The sequence below is a fragment of the Streptomyces sp. NPDC088157 genome, from assembly GCF_044741545.1.
Taxonomy (GTDB): domain Bacteria; phylum Actinomycetota; class Actinomycetes; order Streptomycetales; family Streptomycetaceae; genus Streptomyces.
Genome location: NZ_JBIUSU010000005.1, coordinates 821,676 through 838,514, shown reverse-complemented (window position 1 = coordinate 838,514; position 16,839 = coordinate 821,676). Strand labels below are relative to the sequence as shown.

12 protein-coding genes and 4 tRNA genes are annotated in these 16,839 nt (G+C 70.2%); 10 read left to right on the top strand and 6 right to left on the bottom strand.

The features are described 5' to 3' along the window. Nucleotides 1–125: 125 nt before the first annotated feature. The 3 genes from ACIPFH_RS23940 to ACIPFH_RS23930 all read right to left on the bottom strand — a co-directional run bounded on the left by ACIPFH_RS23940 (nucleotide 126) and on the right by ACIPFH_RS23930 (nucleotide 3,685). The gene (locus ACIPFH_RS23940; protein ID WP_401829152.1) at nucleotides 126–2,438 is read right to left on the bottom strand and encodes a DEAD/DEAH box helicase; all 2,313 of its coding nucleotides are present in this window, start codon (nucleotides 2,436–2,438) and stop codon (nucleotides 126–128) included. 248 nt (nucleotides 2,439–2,686) lie between these two features. Then, a complete protein-coding gene (locus tag ACIPFH_RS23935; RefSeq protein WP_401829150.1) occupies nucleotides 2,687–3,238 on the bottom strand; it encodes a hypothetical protein in 552 nt (183 codons plus the stop codon). A gap of 96 nt (nucleotides 3,239–3,334) precedes the next feature. Beyond that, nucleotides 3,335–3,685, bottom strand: a complete 351-nt coding sequence (locus ACIPFH_RS23930; RefSeq protein ID WP_356253275.1) for a metallopeptidase family protein — start codon at nucleotides 3,683–3,685, stop codon at nucleotides 3,335–3,337. A gap of 84 nt (nucleotides 3,686–3,769) precedes the next feature. Here ACIPFH_RS23930 and ACIPFH_RS23925 point away from each other — a divergent pair, with 84 nt between their 5' ends. From ACIPFH_RS23925 to ACIPFH_RS23890, 8 genes are all read left to right on the top strand, one after another. Then, nucleotides 3,770–5,434: a metallophosphoesterase gene (locus tag ACIPFH_RS23925; protein ID WP_401829148.1), complete on the top strand. Its 1,665-nt coding sequence runs from the start codon at nucleotides 3,770–3,772 to the stop codon at nucleotides 5,432–5,434. A 79-nt stretch (nucleotides 5,435–5,513) separates the two neighbouring features. Beyond that, nucleotides 5,514–5,586, top strand: a tRNA-Glu gene (locus tag ACIPFH_RS23920). A gap of 37 nt (nucleotides 5,587–5,623) precedes the next feature. Continuing rightward, nucleotides 5,624–5,698, top strand: a tRNA-Asp gene (locus ACIPFH_RS23915). 23 nt (nucleotides 5,699–5,721) lie between these two features. After that, a tRNA-Phe gene (locus ACIPFH_RS23910) sits at nucleotides 5,722–5,798 on the top strand. A 151-nt stretch (nucleotides 5,799–5,949) separates the two neighbouring features. Continuing rightward, complete coding sequence (locus ACIPFH_RS23905; RefSeq protein WP_401829146.1) at nucleotides 5,950–6,294, top strand: hypothetical protein; 345 nt, start codon at nucleotides 5,950–5,952, stop codon at nucleotides 6,292–6,294. A 711-nt stretch (nucleotides 6,295–7,005) separates the two neighbouring features. Beyond that, nucleotides 7,006–10,974, top strand: coding sequence for an ATP-dependent RNA helicase HrpA (hrpA, locus tag ACIPFH_RS23900; RefSeq protein ID WP_401829144.1), 3,969 nt, complete (start codon nucleotides 7,006–7,008; stop codon nucleotides 10,972–10,974). 127 nt (nucleotides 10,975–11,101) lie between these two features. Continuing rightward, nucleotides 11,102–11,176, top strand: a tRNA-Asp gene (locus ACIPFH_RS23895). A 276-nt stretch (nucleotides 11,177–11,452) separates the two neighbouring features. Then, nucleotides 11,453–11,644: a DUF6274 family protein gene (locus ACIPFH_RS23890; RefSeq protein ID WP_401829143.1), complete on the top strand. Its 192-nt coding sequence runs from the start codon at nucleotides 11,453–11,455 to the stop codon at nucleotides 11,642–11,644. 477 nt (nucleotides 11,645–12,121) lie between these two features. Here the strand turns inward: ACIPFH_RS23890 and bldC are convergent, their stop codons facing one another. Then, on the bottom strand, nucleotides 12,122–12,328 hold the full coding sequence (gene bldC, locus ACIPFH_RS23885; protein ID WP_003949541.1) for a developmental transcriptional regulator BldC: 207 nt from the start codon (nucleotides 12,326–12,328) through the stop codon (nucleotides 12,122–12,124). Between the two features lie 579 nt (nucleotides 12,329–12,907). Then, a complete protein-coding gene (locus ACIPFH_RS23880) occupies nucleotides 12,908–13,750 on the bottom strand; it encodes a hypothetical protein (RefSeq protein ID WP_401829142.1) in 843 nt (280 codons plus the stop codon). 188 nt (nucleotides 13,751–13,938) lie between these two features. Here ACIPFH_RS23880 and ACIPFH_RS23875 point away from each other — a divergent pair, with 188 nt between their 5' ends. Then, on the top strand, nucleotides 13,939–15,039 hold the full coding sequence (locus tag ACIPFH_RS23875) for a Leu/Phe/Val dehydrogenase (RefSeq protein ID WP_401829139.1): 1,101 nt from the start codon (nucleotides 13,939–13,941) through the stop codon (nucleotides 15,037–15,039). Nucleotides 15,040–15,349: 310 nt separating this feature from the next. Beyond that, nucleotides 15,350–15,610 carry a DUF3073 domain-containing protein gene (locus ACIPFH_RS23870; protein WP_020131270.1) on the top strand — a complete coding sequence of 87 codons (261 nt, stop codon included), beginning with the start codon at nucleotides 15,350–15,352 and terminating at the stop codon, nucleotides 15,608–15,610. Nucleotides 15,611–15,712: 102 nt separating this feature from the next. On the opposite strand, the gene purM is transcribed toward ACIPFH_RS23870, so the two are convergent. Then, a complete protein-coding gene (gene purM / locus ACIPFH_RS23865) occupies nucleotides 15,713–16,825 on the bottom strand; it encodes a phosphoribosylformylglycinamidine cyclo-ligase (RefSeq protein ID WP_401829137.1) in 1,113 nt (370 codons plus the stop codon). Nucleotides 16,826–16,839: the final 14 nt, after the last annotated feature.

Sequence of the window (16,839 nt, the reverse complement as noted above, 5' to 3'; positions counted from 1 at the left end):
CAGCGTCGGAGAAAGGGGTTTCGGCCCGTACGGCCGCCGCGTACAGCGCGAAAACGCCGTGGCCCCCACCGGTGTTCGGTGGGGGCCACGGCGTTCATGCGGATGAGCCGACGTCAGGCTTCGTGTCAGCCGTTGCGCTTCCAGCGCGGCTTCTCGTCGCGGCGGCCGGTCGTGCCCGAGCCGGTGCCGGTGCCGGTGCCGGTGCCGGTGCCACGGTGGTCGTCACGGCGACCGAAGGGGCGGTCGTGGCCGCCGGAGCGGAAGCCCGGGCGGTCGTCGCGACGGTCACGGTTGAACGGACGGTCGCTGCCGCGGTGGGTGGACGGACGCTCGTCGCGACGGTCGCGGTTGAAGCCGCCCGACTGACGGTCGTCGCGGCGGAAACCGCCGGAGGGGCGCTCGTCACGACGGTCGCGGTTGAAGCCGCCCGCGGGACGCTCGTCGCGGCGGAAGCCGCCGGAGGGGCGCTCGTCACGACGGTCGTCACGGCGGTCGTCGCGACGGTCACGGTTGAAGCCGCCCGCGGGACGCTCGTCACGACGCTCGAAGGAACGGCCGCCACGGTCGTCACGGCCGGCGCCGCCACGGTCGTCACGGCGGTCGCGGTTGAAGCCACCGCGGTCGTCACGACGCTCGAAGGAACGGCCACCGCGGTCGTCACGACGGTCGTCCCGGCGGAACCCGCCACGGTCGTTGTCACGACGGTCACGGTTGAAGCCACCGCGGTCGTCACGGTTGAAGCCGCCACGGTCGTTGTCGCGGCGCTCGAAGGAACGGCCACCACGGTCGTCACGGCGCTCGTAGTTGCCCCGCTCGTCACGGCGCTGACGCGGCTGCTCGTACGCGGGACGCTCGGCGGGCTGCTCCGAGACCGCGGCCACGGCCGGCGCCTCCGTCACGGCGTTCTGCTCGACGACCGCCTCGGCGGCCGCGACGACAGCCGCCTCCGGGTCCTCGCCGCGCTCGCGCGCCACGCGGGCCACCAGACGGTCGGCCTCCTCGCGGAGCTCGGTCGCACGCCGCTGCGCGCGCTCCAGCTCCTTGGTGAGCTCCGAGACCTCACGCTCGGCCTGCTGCGCCGCGTTGCCCGCGGACTCGGCCTGGACCTCGGTCATCGAACGGGCGCCGGTGATCTCGGCGACCTCCGGCTCGAAGGCGGAGCCACCCTGGATGATGTGACGCCCGGCGTCGACGCCCGCGTCCTCCATCAGACGGAAGATCTGACGGCGCTGGTGCGGCAGCGAGAGGGAGACGACCGTGCCGGTGCGGCCGGCCCGGGCGGTGCGGCCCGCGCGGTGCAGGTAGTCCTTGTGGTCGCCGGCCGGGTCCACGTTGAGCACCAGGTCGATGCCGTCGACGTGGATGCCGCGGGCGGCGACGTCGGTCGCGACGAGCGCGTTGACGTAACCGTCCTTGAAGTCGGCCAGCGTGCGGGTCCGCGCGCCCTGGGTCATGCCGCCGTGCAGCGCGTCCGCCTTCACACCGGAGTCGCGCAGCTGCTCGGCGATACGGTCGGCGCCGAGCTGGGTGCGGACGAAGATGATCGTGCGGCCCTTGCGGGAGGCGATCGCGGCGGTGACCGGCGCCTTGTCCTTGGGCTTCACGATCAGGATGTGGTGGGACATGGTCGTGACGTTGCCCTGGGCGCTGTCGACCTCGTGCGTGACCGGGTTGCTCAGGTAGCGCTTGACCAGCGTGGAGATCTCGTTCTCCATCGTGGCGGAGAACAGCATGCGCTGACCGCCGCCCGGGATCTGGTCGAGCAGCTCGGTGACCTCGGGCAGGAAGCCCAGGTCGGACATCTGGTCGGCCTCGTCGAGGACGGCGATCTGCACGTTCTCGAGGGAGCAGGCACCGCGGTTGATGATGTCCCGCAGTCGGCCCGGGGTGGCGACGAGGACGTCGACGCCGCGCTCCAGGGCGTAGATCTGGTTGCTCATCGACGTACCGCCGCAGACGACCTTCATCTTCAGGCCGAGGACGTCGCCGTAGGGCTGGAGCGCGTCCGCGACCTGCATCGCCAGCTCACGGGTCGGCGTGAGGATGACGGCGCGCGGCTTGCGCTTCTCGGTGTGGCCGCCGGCCAGCGAGGCCAGGGTCGGCAGACCGAAGGAGAGGGTCTTGCCGGAGCCGGTGCGGCCACGGCCGAGGATGTCCTTGCCGGCCAGGGCGTCCGGGATGGTCGCGGCCTGGATCGGGAAGGGGCTGGTCACACCGTTCTGCGCGAGCTTGCGCACCACGCCCTCGGGGAGGCCGAGGTCGGAGAAGGTGAGTTCGGGGGTCTCGGGGGTCTCGGGGGTCGCCTCGACGGCCGCCGCGACTGCTGCCTCGATGGCCTCAGCGGTCTCGACGGTCTCGGTGACCTCGATCGCCTCGAGGGTGATCGGCTCGTCGTTGTTCTCGGACACGACGGAGTGATCAGTACTGGAAATGGACATGCGAATGCGAAACCTTCCGGAGTCTCAAGTCGGCACGCGCCCGTCAACTCCGTGTTCGCATTGCACTACGACCGCCTCTATGCGGTCAGCCACGGCAAGGGAGAGTACGCGCCACACGGCGCGCTCTGCGGTGGCGCCGGGCAAATGGGATCAAACGATCTACCACTATAAGCACCTGGGCCACCGAAGGCAAACCGAGCCCCATCACCGCAGCTCAGCAGCGTCTCGGCCCCAGACACAGGGCCTGTCTAGACGGGTGAATCCGCCTCCGGCGCCGCTTCCGGCGCCGGCTCCCGGTCCACGAGCTGCGCCGCCGCCCCGCCGTCACCCTCGTGGGCCGAGGACGACGGCTCGGCGACCGTCGGCTCCGGCGTGGGCGACGGAGGCTCCGGCGTGGGCGCGGGCGGCTCCGGGTCCGGGGCACGCGTGGGCGTCGTCGGCTGCGCCCCGGTCGGCGTCGGCGCTCCCGGCTTCTCACTCGGCCCCGGCTTCACCGCCCGCGCCGAGGCCGGCGCGCTCCGGCCCGCCGACGGCGAGGCCGAGGCGGACGCCGAGGCGCTCGCCCTCCCCCCGTCGCGCTTCCCGTGCCCGTGCTTGCCGTCACCGCCCGCCGCACCCATGCCGAAGCCGCCCCCCGCTCCCGCGGAATCCCCGTCCGGGGCCTCACCGCCCCGCTGCCCCGCCGAGTGCGAAGGCCGGGCCCGGCCGCCCTCCTCGTCCCCCACGCTCATACAGCCGGCTGCCGCGGCGACGGCCAGGACCGTCGCGGCCAGTCGAACGGGTACGTACAACGGGCGCACGGGGCCACCTCCGGGGCAGGCGTAAGAAGTCGACGTGTCCAACTCCCGGCGCCCGCAAGAAGACACGCGCCGACGCGCGCCCCCGTGCCGGACGGCTCAGCCGTAGCCCAGGGCGTGCAGCCGCGCGTCGTCGATGCCGAAGTGGTGGGCGATCTCGTGCACCACCGTGACCTCCGTCTCCGCGACGACCTCCTCACGCGTGGCGCACATCCGCAGCGTCGGCCCCCGGTAGATCGTGATCCGGTCCGGCAGCACCCCGGCGTACCACTCCCCGCGATCCGTCAGCGGAGTCCCCTCGTACAGCCCGAGCAGCTCGGGATCCTCCGCCGGCGGCTCGTCCTCGACGAACACCGCGACGTTGTCCATCAGCCGCGTCAACTCCGGCGGAATCCGGTCCAGCGCCTCGGCGACCAGTTCCTCGAACTCCTCGCGCGTCATCTCCAGCACAGGCCCATTGTCCGGTACGACACAGCCGGGCGGAGGTCACGAACCGTCCGCATACCGACTCGCGGATCCGGGCATACGGCATCAATGGTCCGCGCCCGCCTCCCCACCGCAGCCCTGCGGCGTCTCAAGCCCGTCAAACCCGTCGAGCCGGTCAAGCGCCGGAGCCCCGTTCCCGAACTCGCCGCCCGGCCCAACCCGTGGCTCCGCGCCTTCGGTCTGACCGCCGTCGTCCTCTTCGGCGCCTGGCTCGGCCTGCTGGTCGTCGGGGACGTCCGCACGCCCGTCGGCCCCATGAACACGACGATGACCCTGCGCCCGTCCTTCACCGGCGGCACGAAGATCAACATCTCCCCGCTCGGCGCGCTGAGCCTGGACAGCCACATCGCCCCGGTCCGCCTCGACGTGAACGTCGACCAACTGGACCCCGTGCGCTCGCAGGCCCTCGTCGACCACCCCGAACGGCTCTCCGGACTTCAGGACGAGGTCGCCCGCGATGTGGAGCACGGCACCCTCGATCTCGCGGTCCGCTCCTGCGTCGCCGTCGTCTCCGGCGCCACCGCGCTCGGCCTCGCCGTCTACCGCCGCCCGCGCCGCGCCCTCGCCGCCGGCGGCCTCGCCCTCACCCTCCTGGCCGCCTCGGGCGTGACCGCCTACGCCACCTGGAACCCCAAGTCGGTCCTGGAACCGCGGTTCTCGGGCCTGCTGTCCTCCGCGCCCTCGCTCGTCGGCAACGCACGCAGCATCGTCACCGAGTTCGACGTCTACCAGCAGGAACTCGCCCGCCTGGTCACCAACGTGACCAAGCTCTACGACGTCACCTCCACGCTCCCCGCCTTCCAGCCGGACCCGACGACCGTCCGCGTCCTGCACGTGTCCGACATCCACCTCAACCCCGCGAGCTGGAAGATCATCGCCTCGCTCGTGGAGCAGTACAAGGTCAATGTGATCGTCGACTCCGGCGACACGATGGACCACGGCTCGGCCGCGGAGAACGGCTTCCTGGACCCCATCGCCACCCTGGGCGCGCCGTACGTCTGGGTCAGGGGCAACCACGACTCCCTCGTCACCCAGCGCTACCTGGAGGGCATGAAGAACGTGCACGTCCTCGACGACGGCCGGGCGGTCACGGTCGCCGGGCTGCGCTTCGCCGGCATCGGCGACCCCCAGTTCACCCCGGACCGCTCCTCCGCGCCGGGCGCCGAGGAGTCCCAGGAGACGGCGGGCGCCCGCCTGGCCGACGCCCTGCGCGCCCAGCGGGCCGCCGGCGCCCCCGCGGACGTGGCCGTCGCCCACGAGCCCTCCGCCGCCCGGGGCACGGACGGCGAGGTGCCCCTCGTGCTGGCCGGCCATCTCCACCACGAGGAGATGGAGGTCATGAAGAAGGGCACGCGCCTGCGCGTGGAGGGCTCGACGGGCGGCAGCGGCCTGCGGGCCGTCGAGGGCAAGTACCCCGACCCCATCGAGGCGTCGATCCTCTACTTCGACCGTGACACCCGCCGCCTCCAGGCCTGGGACGAGATCAAGCTCGGCGGCCTGGGCCTGACGACCGCCGAGGTGAGCCGCCACCTCCCCAAGGAGAACCTCCCCGGAGCCGCCCCGTCCCCGAGCCCCTTCTCCAGTCCGCCCCCCGACCCCTCACCCACCCCCTCACCCACCCCCTCGCCCAGCCCGCCGCCGAGCCCGGCCGTCAGCCCCTCCGGGGCTCCCTCCAGGACGGGCCCCGGGACAGGCCTCGGGACGGCCCGGTAAACCGTTTTGGCGATACCTCCTGCCATCCCATATGCTTCACACGTCCCCGACGCGCTGAGAAGCGCCAGGCGGGCCGATAGCCCTCATCGTCTAGCGGCCTAGGACGCCGCCCTTTCAAGGCGGTAGCACGGGTTCGAATCCCGTTGGGGGCACGCAACACCGTGTGCGACACTGTCGTACACAAAGCTTGGTCCTGTGGAGCAGTTTGGAGTGCTCGCCACCCTGTCAAGGTGGAGGCCGCGGGTTCAAATCCCGTCAGGACCGCTGAGGTTTCTCGTAAACCTCGTGGCTGGGTAGCTCAGTTGGTACGAGCGATCGCCTGAAAAGCGATAGGTCGCCGGTTCGACCCCGGCCCCAGCCACCATCGCCCTTCAGGGCCCGGAGCCCCTCTCCCTCGGCGGAGAGGGGCTCTTCTCGCGGAAAGCCTGGCCGTACGACCGGGCACCGACGCCGAGGTCCGACGCCTGGCGCTGTGCGCGGCCGCCTCGGCCCACAGCGAGCTGGCCCAGCGGGGCATGGCCGAGCCGGACCCCGAGCGCAACGACACGCTCGTCCGCGCCTACCTCCAGATTCAGCGGGAGATCGACGAGGGCACGACGTTCGTCCACCACAACACGTGGGCAGAAGGGGCGATCGTGCACGACGTGGGCGGAGCGCACCGGCTGGCCCACGGCTTCGCGGAGGCGTACGCGCGGTGGCGGCGGACGGACCCCGAGGACCCTCGGTACGCCATGGCGGCCGCCGCGATCCTGATGCTGCTCGCCGACCACGACGGAGCCGGCCCCGCGTCGGACGAGCTGCACACGGCGCGGCCGTGGGCGCGCTGGACGGTGGCGACTGGCGGGCCACTCTGGGGCTGATAGCCGGGACCGCGCGGCTGAGAGGGGTGCGCGGCAGCGGGGCGCACACCTCGTACGCAGCGGCGGTACGGCATCTGGACCGGGCCCGGGCCGCCCTGGCCGACACGGACGACGCCTCGGGGCGGACCGCGGACCTGGTGTCCCTGGCCCGGGCGCGGGCGGTGACGGGCCGGCGAGCCGTGCGCGGAGGCGTGGACGACGTCGAGGAGGCCCTGGCCGACTTCCGGTCGTTGCGCGCCAGCCCGAAACCTGACCGCCTATCAGCGGGCCCGGCTGGACGTGCAGATCGCCGTGCTGAGCGTCAGGCGTGCCGTGGCGCTGGATGATCTGGGAGCCGCGGACCGGGGCGGGGAGCGAGCAGTGGGATGCCCACGCCGAACCCCTTCCCGCCCCCGCCGCCCCGGTCGGCTCACCGTGGACGCGTTGGCAGGGTAGTGGCCGGTACGTACGCGTCGCAGGGCATTCGCGACGTACGCGAACCTCGTCGGCGGGGACCCCGCGAACACCCGCCCGCCCCGCCCGTCGGCCGCCCGAAGACCGCTCCGGTCAGAAGTCCCGCTCAGAGGCCCGCTCAGAGGCCCCGCTCAGAGGCCCCGGGCAGAAATCCCGCTCAGAGGTCCCGCTCAGAAGTCCCGCTCAGAGGTCCCGGGCAGAGGTCCCGGGCAAAAGGGCTCGCCACGGATTTCGCCGAGGTGAGATCCTGGTTCCCGTATGTCTACGCACCCCGCCCCCGGCACCCCCGCTCCGGGTACTCCCGCCCTCGGCGCCCTCGCCCCCCGTCTGACCGAGCTGTCACTGCGCGACGCGCACCGGCTCGGGCGCAGGCTCGAAGGCGCGCGCAAGATCCGCAAGCCGGAGGCCCGTGCCGCCGTCCTCGCCGAGATCGAGGGGGAGGTCGCACAGGTCGAGGAGCGGATGGCGCTGCGGCGCGGCCGTGTGCCCGCGGTCTCGTACCCCGAGCAGCTCCCCGTCAGCCAGAAGAAGGACGAGATCGCGGCCGCCATCCGTGATCACCAGGTCGTCATCGTGGCCGGTGAGACCGGGTCCGGCAAGACCACTCAGATCCCCAAGATCTGTCTCGAGCTGGGGCGTGGTGTCCGGGGCATGATCGGGCACACCCAGCCCCGTCGTATCGCCGCCCGCACCGTGGCCGAGCGGGTCGCCGAGGAACTCGCCACCCCCCTGGGCGAGGCCGTCGGCTGGAAGGTGCGGTTCACCGACCAGGTGAACCCGGACGCCACCTTCGTGAAGCTGATGACGGACGGCATCCTCCTCGCGGAGATCCAGACCGACCGTGAGCTGCGCGCGTACGACACGATCATCATCGACGAGGCCCACGAGCGGTCCCTCAACATCGACTTCCTGCTGGGCTATCTCGCCCAGCTGCTGCCCCGCCGCCCGGACCTCAAGGTCGTCATCACCTCCGCGACCATCGACCCGGAGCGTTTCTCCCGGCACTTCGGCGAAGCCCCGATCGTCGAGGTCAGCGGGCGGACGTACCCGGTGGAGGTCCGTTACCGGCCGCTCCTCGAAGAGGACTCCGAGGACTCCGACCGCGACCAGATCACCGCGATCACCGACGCCGTGGAAGAGCTCATGGGCGAGGGGAAGGGCGACATCCTCGTCTTCCTCTCCGGCGAGCGGGAGATCCGCGACACGGCGGACGCGCTGGAGAAGAAGAAGTTCAGGTTCACCGAGGTCCTGCCGCTCTACGCCCGTCTGTCGCACGCCGAGCAGCACCGGGTCTTCCAGCAGCACACGGGCCGCAGGATCGTTCTGGCGACGAACGTGGCCGAGACGTCCCTGACGGTCCCGGGCATCAAGTACGTCATCGACCCCGGCTTCGCCCGCGTCAGCCGCTACAGCCACCGCACCAAGGTCCAGCGCCTGCCCATCGAACCGATCTCGCAGGCCAGCGCCAACCAGCGCAAGGGCCGCTGCGGCCGTACCAGCGACGGCATCTGCATCCGGCTGTACGACGAGGACGACTTCCTCGCCCGCCCGGAGTTCACGGACGCGGAGATCCTGCGTACGAACCTGGCGAGCGTCATCCTCCAGATGACCGCGGCCGGTCTCGGCGACATCGAGAAGTTCCCGTTCATCGACCCGCCGGACCACCGCAACATCCGCGACGGCGTGCAGCTGCTCCAGGAGCTGAACGCGCTGGACCCGTCCGAGAAGGACCCCCGCAGGCGGCTCACGCAGACCGGCCGCAAGCTGGCCCAGCTGCCCGTCGACCCGCGGCTCGCCCGCATGGTCCTCGAGGCCGACAAGAACGGCTGTGTGCGCGAGGTCATGGTGATAGCGGCCGCGCTGTCCATCCAGGACCCGCGCGAACGCCCGGCCGACAAGCAGACCCAGGCCGACCAGCAGCACGCCCGCTTCAAGGACGAGACGAGCGACTTCCTCGCCTATCTCAACCTGTGGCGGTACGTCCGCGAGCAGCAGAAGGAGCGCGGCTCCTCCTCCTTCCGGCGTATGTGCAAGCAGGAGTACCTGAACTTCCTGCGCATCCGGGAGTGGCAGGACATCTACACGCAGCTGCGCACGGTCGCCAAGCAGATGGGCATCCATCTGAACGAGGAGGACGCGCCCGAGCAGAGCGTCCATGTCTCGCTCCTCGCCGGGCTGCTGTCGCACATCGGCATGAAGGACGTGAAGGACGGCAGCAAGAACGAGTACCTGGGCGCGCGCAGCGCCAAGTTCGCGCTCTTCCCGGGCTCGGCCCTCTTCAAGAAGCAGCCGCGCTTCGTGATGTCCGCCGAGCTGGTGGAGACGAGCCGCCTCTGGGCCCGCGTCAACGCGCGGATCGAGCCGGAGTGGGTCGAGCCGCTCGCCGGGCATCTGCTGAAGCGGACGTACAGCGAGCCGCGCTGGGAGAAGGACCAGGCGGCCGTGATGGCGGACGAGAAGGTCACGCTGTACGGCGTCCCGATCATCGCGCAGCGGAAGGTCAACTACGGCCGGATCGACGCGGAGACCTCCCGCGACCTGTTCATCCGCAACGCGCTGGTCGAGGGCGACTGGCGCACGCACCACAAGTTCTTCGCCGACAACCGCCGGCTCCTCAGCGAGGTCGAGGAGCTGGAGCACCGCGCCCGGCGCCGGGACATCGTGGTGGACGACGAGACGCTGTTCGACTTCTACGACCAGCGGGTGCCCGAACACGTCGTGTCCGGCGCGCACTTCGACTCGTGGTGGAAGCACAAGCGGCACGAGCAGCCCGATCACCTCGACTTCGAGCGGGAGATGCTCATCCGGGAGTCGGCGGAGGCGGTCACCAAGGCCGACTATCCGGACTCCTGGCGGCAGGGCCCGCTGAAGTTCCGGGTCACGTATCAGTTCGAGCCGGGCGCGGACGCGGACGGCGTGACCGTCCACATCCCGCTGCAGGTCCTCAACCAGGTCACGGACGAGGGCTTCGACTGGCAGATCCCGGGTCTGCGGGAGGAGGTCGTGACGGAGCTGATCCGTTCCCTTCCCAAGCCGATCCGCCGCCACTACGTACCGGCGCCGAACTTCGCGAAGCGCTTCCTGGAGCAGCGGGCGCCTTCGCAGGAGCCGCTCACCACCGCCATGGCCCGTGAGCTGAAGCGGATGGTCGGCGTCCCGTTCGAGGCCGAGGACTTCGACTGGTCGAGGCTCCCCGACCACCTGAAGATCACCTTCCGGATCGTCGACGAGCGGCGCCGCAACCTGGCCGAGGACAAGGACCTCGAGGCCCTGAAGCTCCGGCTGAAACCGAAGGCCCGGCAGGCCATCTCGCAGGCGGCCGCGGCCACCGCCGAACGGCAGGGCGGCGAGGCGCTGGAGCGTTCGGGCCTGACGGACTGGACGATCGGCTCGCTCACCCGTGTCTTCGAGACCCGCCGCGCGGGCCAGCCGGTGAAGGCCTACCCGGCGCTCGTCGACGACGGGGACACCGTGTCCGTACGCCTCTTCGACACGGAGGCGGAGCAGGCGGAGGCCATGTGGAAGGGCACGCGTCGGCTGATCCTGCGCACCATCCCGGTCAACCCGGCAAAGTTCGCATCCGAGAAGCTGACGAACGCCCAGAAGCTCGCGCTGTCCGCGAATCCGCACGGTTCGATCCAGGCTCTGTTCGACGACTGCGCGATGGCGGCGGCCGACCGGCTGATCGCCGACTTCGGCGGTCCCGCCTGGGACGAGGAGTCGTACCGGAAGCTCTACGAGAAGGTGCGCGCGGAGATCGTCGACACGACCGTGCGGACGGTCGGGCAGGTGCAGCAGGTCCTGGCCGCCTGGCAGGCCTGTGAGCGCCGTCTGAAGGGCGTACGCAGCCCCGTGCTGCTCGCCAACCTGGCGGACGTGCGGGGGCAGCTGGACGCCCTCGTGAAGCCCGGCTTCGTGACCTGGGCGGGGCTGCGCCGGCTGCCCGACCTCATGCGCTACCTGGTGGCCGCGGACCGGCGCCTCCAGCAGATGCCGACCGGCGTACAGCGGGACACCAGCCGCATGGAGAAGGTCCACGAGATGCGGGACGAGTACGCGTGGCTGCTGGAGCAGCTGCCCCCGGGCCGGCCGGTTCCCCAGCAGGTCCTGGACATCCGCTGGATGATCGAGGAGCTCCGGGTCAGCTATTTCGCCCACGCGCTGGGCACGGCGTACCCGGTCTCCGACAAGCGGATCGTGAAGGCGATCGACGCGGCCGCGCCGTAACGGCTCCCGTACGGAGGGTGAGTTCGACCGGCGGGCTCACCCTCCTGTACAGTCCTTCTCGCAGCGCAACGCAACATCAAGTGCCGCAAAACTCCCCCAGCGCCTCAAGGGCCTGGGCGGGGCTCCAGGTCCTGTGGAGCAGTTTGGAGTGCTCGCCACCCTGTCAAGGTGGAGGCCGCGGGTTCAAATCCCGTCAGGACCGCAGTGAATGAGCGAGGCCCGCTTCCCGTCAAGGGATGCGGGCCTCGCTCGTTCCATGACCTGCATCAACCCGCCTGCCACCCGGCCAGGGTGGAGACCGCGCCCGCGACGCAGCCGCGATCGGGTGCGGCACATCCCGTCATGACCGCGATCATGGAGAGCCCGGATCCCCGGATCCGGGCTCTCCGCGTTGCCGGCCGGTCTCTTGACGCCGCCGCTTTCCGCCGGTACCCCAGAAGTCAGGGCCGTTTCCGCGTGGCCCCGACGGAGGTGGGACATGGGGGAGTCGGTCAGGCACGAGACGCGGGCGCTGCTTCGCGCACACCTGTCGGCCGCGACGCCCTACCGGCATCTGACCCGCCACTGCCCGATCTGCCACCGCTTACAGCGGCTGGCGATGGATGGCGCCCCACGGGGTACGGCAACCCCTGACGCGACCGTGGAGGGCGAGAGCCCCTCCACGGCGTGATCCCGCGTACTCACGCCGCCCGTCACGCCGACGCCCTCCCCAACCGCCGTACTCGCGTGGGACGCTGGAGCACGAGCCTCCTTTAACGCACACGAGCCGGAGGCAACAAGACTCCCAGCATGTGACGGGTGTCACTGCATGAGTTTTGAAAACCTGGGTTCTTACCAGTCTCCTACAACTGGTCAATTTTATATGTGCAATTGCACCACTCAGGAGGATGCCTCCCGGAACCCTCCCAGAGCCTCCCCAGACTCCGACAAGGACGCTCACAGAGCCACCTGATACGACCGGTCAGGCGGCGTCGATCAGTCTCAAGCGCACAAAAAAGATCGCGCTGGACTCGGCGGAGTCCAGCGCGATCGACGACGTTCCCGTGGGCGAGGGGCCTGTTGGGGCAGGACCCACGTCGCTTGTAGCTAGGTTTCGGGCGTCCGAACAAGTTGGGGGACCTGACGTGTTGCCCGGTTATTCACTTGTTCAGGCCTCGCTGCGCTGCTGCGGGATACCCGCAAGCAGTGCGCGGACCTCTGCCTCGCGATAACGGCGGTGTCCGCCGAGCGTACGAATCGACGTGAGCTTGCCGGCCTTCGCCCACCGCGTGACCGTCTTGGGGTCGACGCGGAACATGGTGGCGACCTCAGCCGGGGTCAGCAGCGGCTCAGCATCAGGGGTGCGAGCGGTCATGAGCGGCCTCCTCGGGAGAACCGAACCTTCTCGGTTCTTTCCTCTAAATTCTGCACCTTGACCCGCGTTGCCCGAAATGGCGGACGCGAGTCGAGTCGGTTATAGGACGAACGGCTTGTCCTCGGCACTACAACTACACCATCCGTCCAGCCGCGTCGGCCAAACCGATGGAATTGCCCCCCAGGTGTTCATCGGCGACGGAAGCCGATGGACCATGCCATAGCGGACAGTCACGCCACTGTGACGATCAGTCACAGGACGATCAGGAGGCATCAGACCTCCCAAAGCGTTGCAATGCTGAGATTTCCCCCCACAGTGGAACATAAGCAGGCGGACGGAGCCCTCCCCGGACTCCTTGTCCTATTTTGGCACGAGGAGGGGCAAGCGGCGCAAGGGTCGTGTACGTGCGTTCCATCACCCTTGCGACATAAGCCCGGATCGGGGACCTACGTCCCGTCAGTTCCGTGAAGTGCGGTTGACCGTACGCTGTCCAGCCACTTCACGGCCGTGACCCAGGTCACTAATGAAAGCGCTGTCGCGTCTGTCACATCGTCAGCTCACAGCACCTGTGAGCCGCCGTCAGTTGGCCGAGCGCCGGTCCCGTACGGACCGCCACCGCTCCACGAGCCGCGCGTACGCCTCGCCCGCCGCCGCGCCGTCCCCGGTCCGCAGCGCCTCGATCCCCTCGGCCACGTCCTTCGCCGAGTGATCGTCCTCCAGATCACCCGCCGGCAGCACATGCACCAGACCGCCGTAATCCAGTTCCACCAGCGAACGCGGGTGGAACTCCTCCAGCCAGCGACCCACGTCCACCAGGCCGTCGATGAGCGGGCCCTCGTCCATGGCGTCCTTCAGCGTCCGCAGCGACCGGGCCACCCGGCGCCGCGCCTGCACCATCGGCGTGCGGTAACGCAGCACGGGGGCCGGCTCCGCCGTCCCCTTCTCGTACTCCCGCTCCTCGTCGGAGACGAGCACGAACCAGTTCAGCGGCACCTGCCAGGCCGCCGAGCGGATCCAGGGGCGGGCGTCGGGGTTGCGTTCCAGCCACCGCTCGTGGTCCTTGGCGGCCTCCTGGCGCACGACTTCGGGAAGCGCCGCCTCCAGGACCGTCCGGGGCAGCTCGTCGTCCAGGTCCGCCAGGGCCAGCCAGCCGCGCAGCCGGGTGCGCCACGGACAGACGCACAGCACCCCGTCCACCTCGGCCACGAACGCGTCGCCGCTCTCGTGAACGGGCACCGCGACCGGCGGGGTGGGCAGCAGGTCGGCCAGCGAGCGGCGCAGTTCGTCCTGATAGGAGGGACGGTCGGGGCGGCGGGCGTAACTCGCCCAGTGGCTGCGCTCGGGCTCGGAGAAGGCGGCCAGCGGCTCGTACACGCGCAGATAGACCGCGTACGGAACGATCACCGAGGACACCTTGGGCACGCCTGCTCCCTCCCCCCTGGTCCGACCGGGAAACCCTGCGAATCGTCCCACGGCGGTACTCCGGGAGAAGGTGATCCCCGACACTGCGTGATCGGCGGGCCACGCAGGCTCTACTCTCGGACCACAGGCCCCGCCACCCTTACGGTGCCCACGCCCCGACCGCCGCTAGACACCCGGGAGTCACCACAGTGACCGACGTTTCCGGCGCACCTGCTGATGTACTGCACACCCTGTTCCACTCGGATCAGGGCGGTCATGAGCAAGTCGTCCTCTGCCAGGACCGCGCCAGCGGCCTCAAGGCCGTCATCGCCCTCCACTCCACCGCTCTGGGCCCCGCCCTCGGCGGTACCCGCTTCTACCCGTACGCGACCGAGGCGGAGGCCGTCGCCGACGCGCTGAACCTCGCGCGCGGGATGTCGTACAAGAACGCCATGGCCGGTCTGGACCACGGCGGCGGCAAGGCTGTGATCATCGGCGATCCCGACACGATCAAGTCCGAAGCGCTGCTGCTCGCGTACGGCCGTTTCGTGGCCTCGCTCGGCGGTCGGTACGTGACCGCCTGCGATGTCGGCACCTACGTCGCCGACATGGACGTCGTGGCGCGCGAGTGCCGCTGGACGACCGGCCGCTCGCCCGAGAACGGCGGGGCCGGCGACTCGTCCGTGCTGACCGCCTTCGGCGTCTACCAGGGCATGCGGGCCTCCGCACAGCACCTGTGGGGCGACCCGTCGCTGCGGGGCCGCACGGTCGGCATCGCGGGCGTGGGCAAGGTCGGCCACCACCTGGTGAAGCATCTGCTGGAGGAGGGCGCCCAGGTCGTGATCACGGACGTCCGCCAGGAAGCCGTACGGCGGATCGTCGACAAGCACCCTTCCGTGGGTGTGGTCGCCGACACCGAGCGGCTGATCGAGGTCGACGGGCTCGACATCTACGCCCCCTGCGCACTGGGCGGGGCGTTGAACGACCGCTCGGTGCGGGTGCTGACGGCGAAGATCGTCTGCGGCGCGGCCAACAACCAGCTCGCCCACCCGGGCGTGGAGAAGGACCTCGCCGACCGCGGGATCCTCTACGCGCCGGACTACGTGGTGAACGCCGGCGGGGTCATCCAGGTCGCCGACGAGCTGCACGGTTTCGACTTCGAGCGATGCCGGGCGAAGGCGGCCAAGATCTTCGACACCACGCTGGCCATCTTCGCACGTGCGAAGGAGGACGGGATTCCACCGGCCGCGGCGGCCGACCGGATCGCCGAACAGCGGATGCACGAGGCGGCCCAGGCACGCGGCTGGTGACGCTCCGGTAGGGCTCCGCGGCGCCCCGTCCGGGGGTTTCGGCGGTACCGGCCGGTGGAAAGTTGGAGAGAACTCTCACTCCTCCGGGCGGGTCGGCCGCCGATAAGTGGTTAAAATCGCCACTGACCAGCGAGGACGGGGCGACCCAAAGGTGCCGCGCACACGCGCGTACGACGGGCGACGTACCGTACGGGCGTGGGCTCAGGTACCGTGGGAGCCCTACGACGGGCTCTCCACGGAGGGACCGTCCTGGATCATGAACGCGTGTCAACCTGGGGCCGTCGAGCCCCGTCGTTGAGGGGGTCGAGCCATGGGGCGCGGCCGGGCCAAGGCCAAGCAAGCGAAGGTCGCCCGCCAGCTGAAGTACAACAGCGGCGGGACAGATCTCTCACGCCTGGCCGAAGAGCTGGGCGCATCGCCATCGAATATTCCGCCGAATGGTGAGCCATTCGAGGACGATGACGATGACGATGAGCAAGACGACGACCCGTACGCACGGTACGCCGAGCTGTACGGGGACGACGACGAGGATGACGGCGAGGACTCCTCGCAACACCGTCGCGGCGCTTGACCTTGTACTGAGCACCCACCCGGTCGGTGACTTCGGTCACCGACCGGGTCTTGTGCTGCCTGTCCGGTCATGGCCCCGCGCGGACGCAGGCCCGCGCGGTCCTCAGCGGGCGTAGTTCCCGACCAGCTCCGCGCCGGTCGGGTGCTCGCCGCGCTCGGTGATCTCGCCGGCGACCCAGGCCTCCACGCCGCGGTCGGCCAGCGTCGCCAGGGCCACGTCCGTCGCCTCCTCGGGCACGATCGCCATCATGCCCACACCCATGTTCAGGGTCTTCTCCAGCTCCAGCCGCTCGACGGAGCCGGTCCTGCCGACCAGGTCGAAGATCGGGGCCGGGGTCCAGCTGGAGCGGTCCACGGTGGCGTGCAGGCCGTCCGGGATGACACGGGCGAGGTTGGCCGCGAGGCCGCCGCCGGTGATGTGCGAGAAGGCGTGGACGTCCGTCGTGCGGGTGAGCGCCAGGCAGTCCAGCGAGTAGATCTTGGTGGGCTCCAGGAGCTCCTCGCCGAGCGTGCGGCCGAGGTCGTCGATCCGCGCCTCCAGGGACAGGCCGGCCTGCTTCAGCAGGACGTGCCGGACCAGGGAGTACCCGTTCGAGTGAAGGCCGGAGGCCGCCATGGCGATCACGGTGTCACCCGTGCGGATACGATCCGGGCCGAGCAGCCGGTCGGCCTCCACGACGCCCGTACCGGCGCCGGCGACGTCGAAGTCGTCCTCGCCCAGCAGACCCGGGTGCTCGGCCGTCTCGCCGCCGACCAGGGCGCAGCCGGCGAGCACACAGCCCTCGGCGATGCCCTTGACGATCGCGGCGACCCGCTCGGGGTGGACCTTGCCGACGCAGATGTAGTCGGTCATGAACAGCGGTTCGGCGCCGCACACCACGATGTCGTCCATGACCATCGCGACCAGGTCGTGACCGATGGTGTCGAACACACCGAGCTGGCGAGCGACGTCGACCTTCGTGCCGACGCCGTCCGTGGCGGAGGCGAGGAGCGGACGCTCGTAGCGCTTGAGGGCGGAGGCGTCGAAGAGGCCGGCGAAGCCGCCGAGGCCACCGAGGACCTCAGGGCGCTGCGTCTTCTTCACCCACTCCTTCATCAGCTCTACGGCGCGGTCGCCCGCTTCGATGTCGACGCCGGCAGCCGCGTAGGAAGCACCGGTTCCGGATACGCCGGAGGTGCCCGTCGACGCAGTCGACTGATCAGATGCAGCAGACATTGCCTGGGATCTTT

Coding starts and splice junctions, on each gene's coding strand:
- ACIPFH_RS23940 (WP_401829152.1), bottom strand. CDS start 2,438: ATGTCCATTTCCAGTACTGATCACTCCGTCGTGTCCGAGAACAACGAC.
- ACIPFH_RS23925 (WP_401829148.1), top strand. CDS start 3,770: ATGGTCCGCGCCCGCCTCCCCACCGCAGCCCTGCGGCGTCTCAAGCCC.
- ACIPFH_RS23905 (WP_401829146.1), top strand. CDS start 5,950: ATGGCCGAGCCGGACCCCGAGCGCAACGACACGCTCGTCCGCGCCTAC.
- hrpA (WP_401829144.1), top strand. CDS start 7,006: ATGTCTACGCACCCCGCCCCCGGCACCCCCGCTCCGGGTACTCCCGCC.
- ACIPFH_RS23890 (WP_401829143.1), top strand. CDS start 11,453: ATGGGGGAGTCGGTCAGGCACGAGACGCGGGCGCTGCTTCGCGCACAC.
- bldC (WP_003949541.1), bottom strand. CDS start 12,328: ATGACCGCTCGCACCCCTGATGCTGAGCCGCTGCTGACCCCGGCTGAG.
- ACIPFH_RS23870 (WP_020131270.1), top strand. CDS start 15,350: ATGGGGCGCGGCCGGGCCAAGGCCAAGCAAGCGAAGGTCGCCCGCCAG.
- purM (WP_401829137.1), bottom strand. CDS start 16,825: ATGTCTGCTGCATCTGATCAGTCGACTGCGTCGACGGGCACCTCCGGC.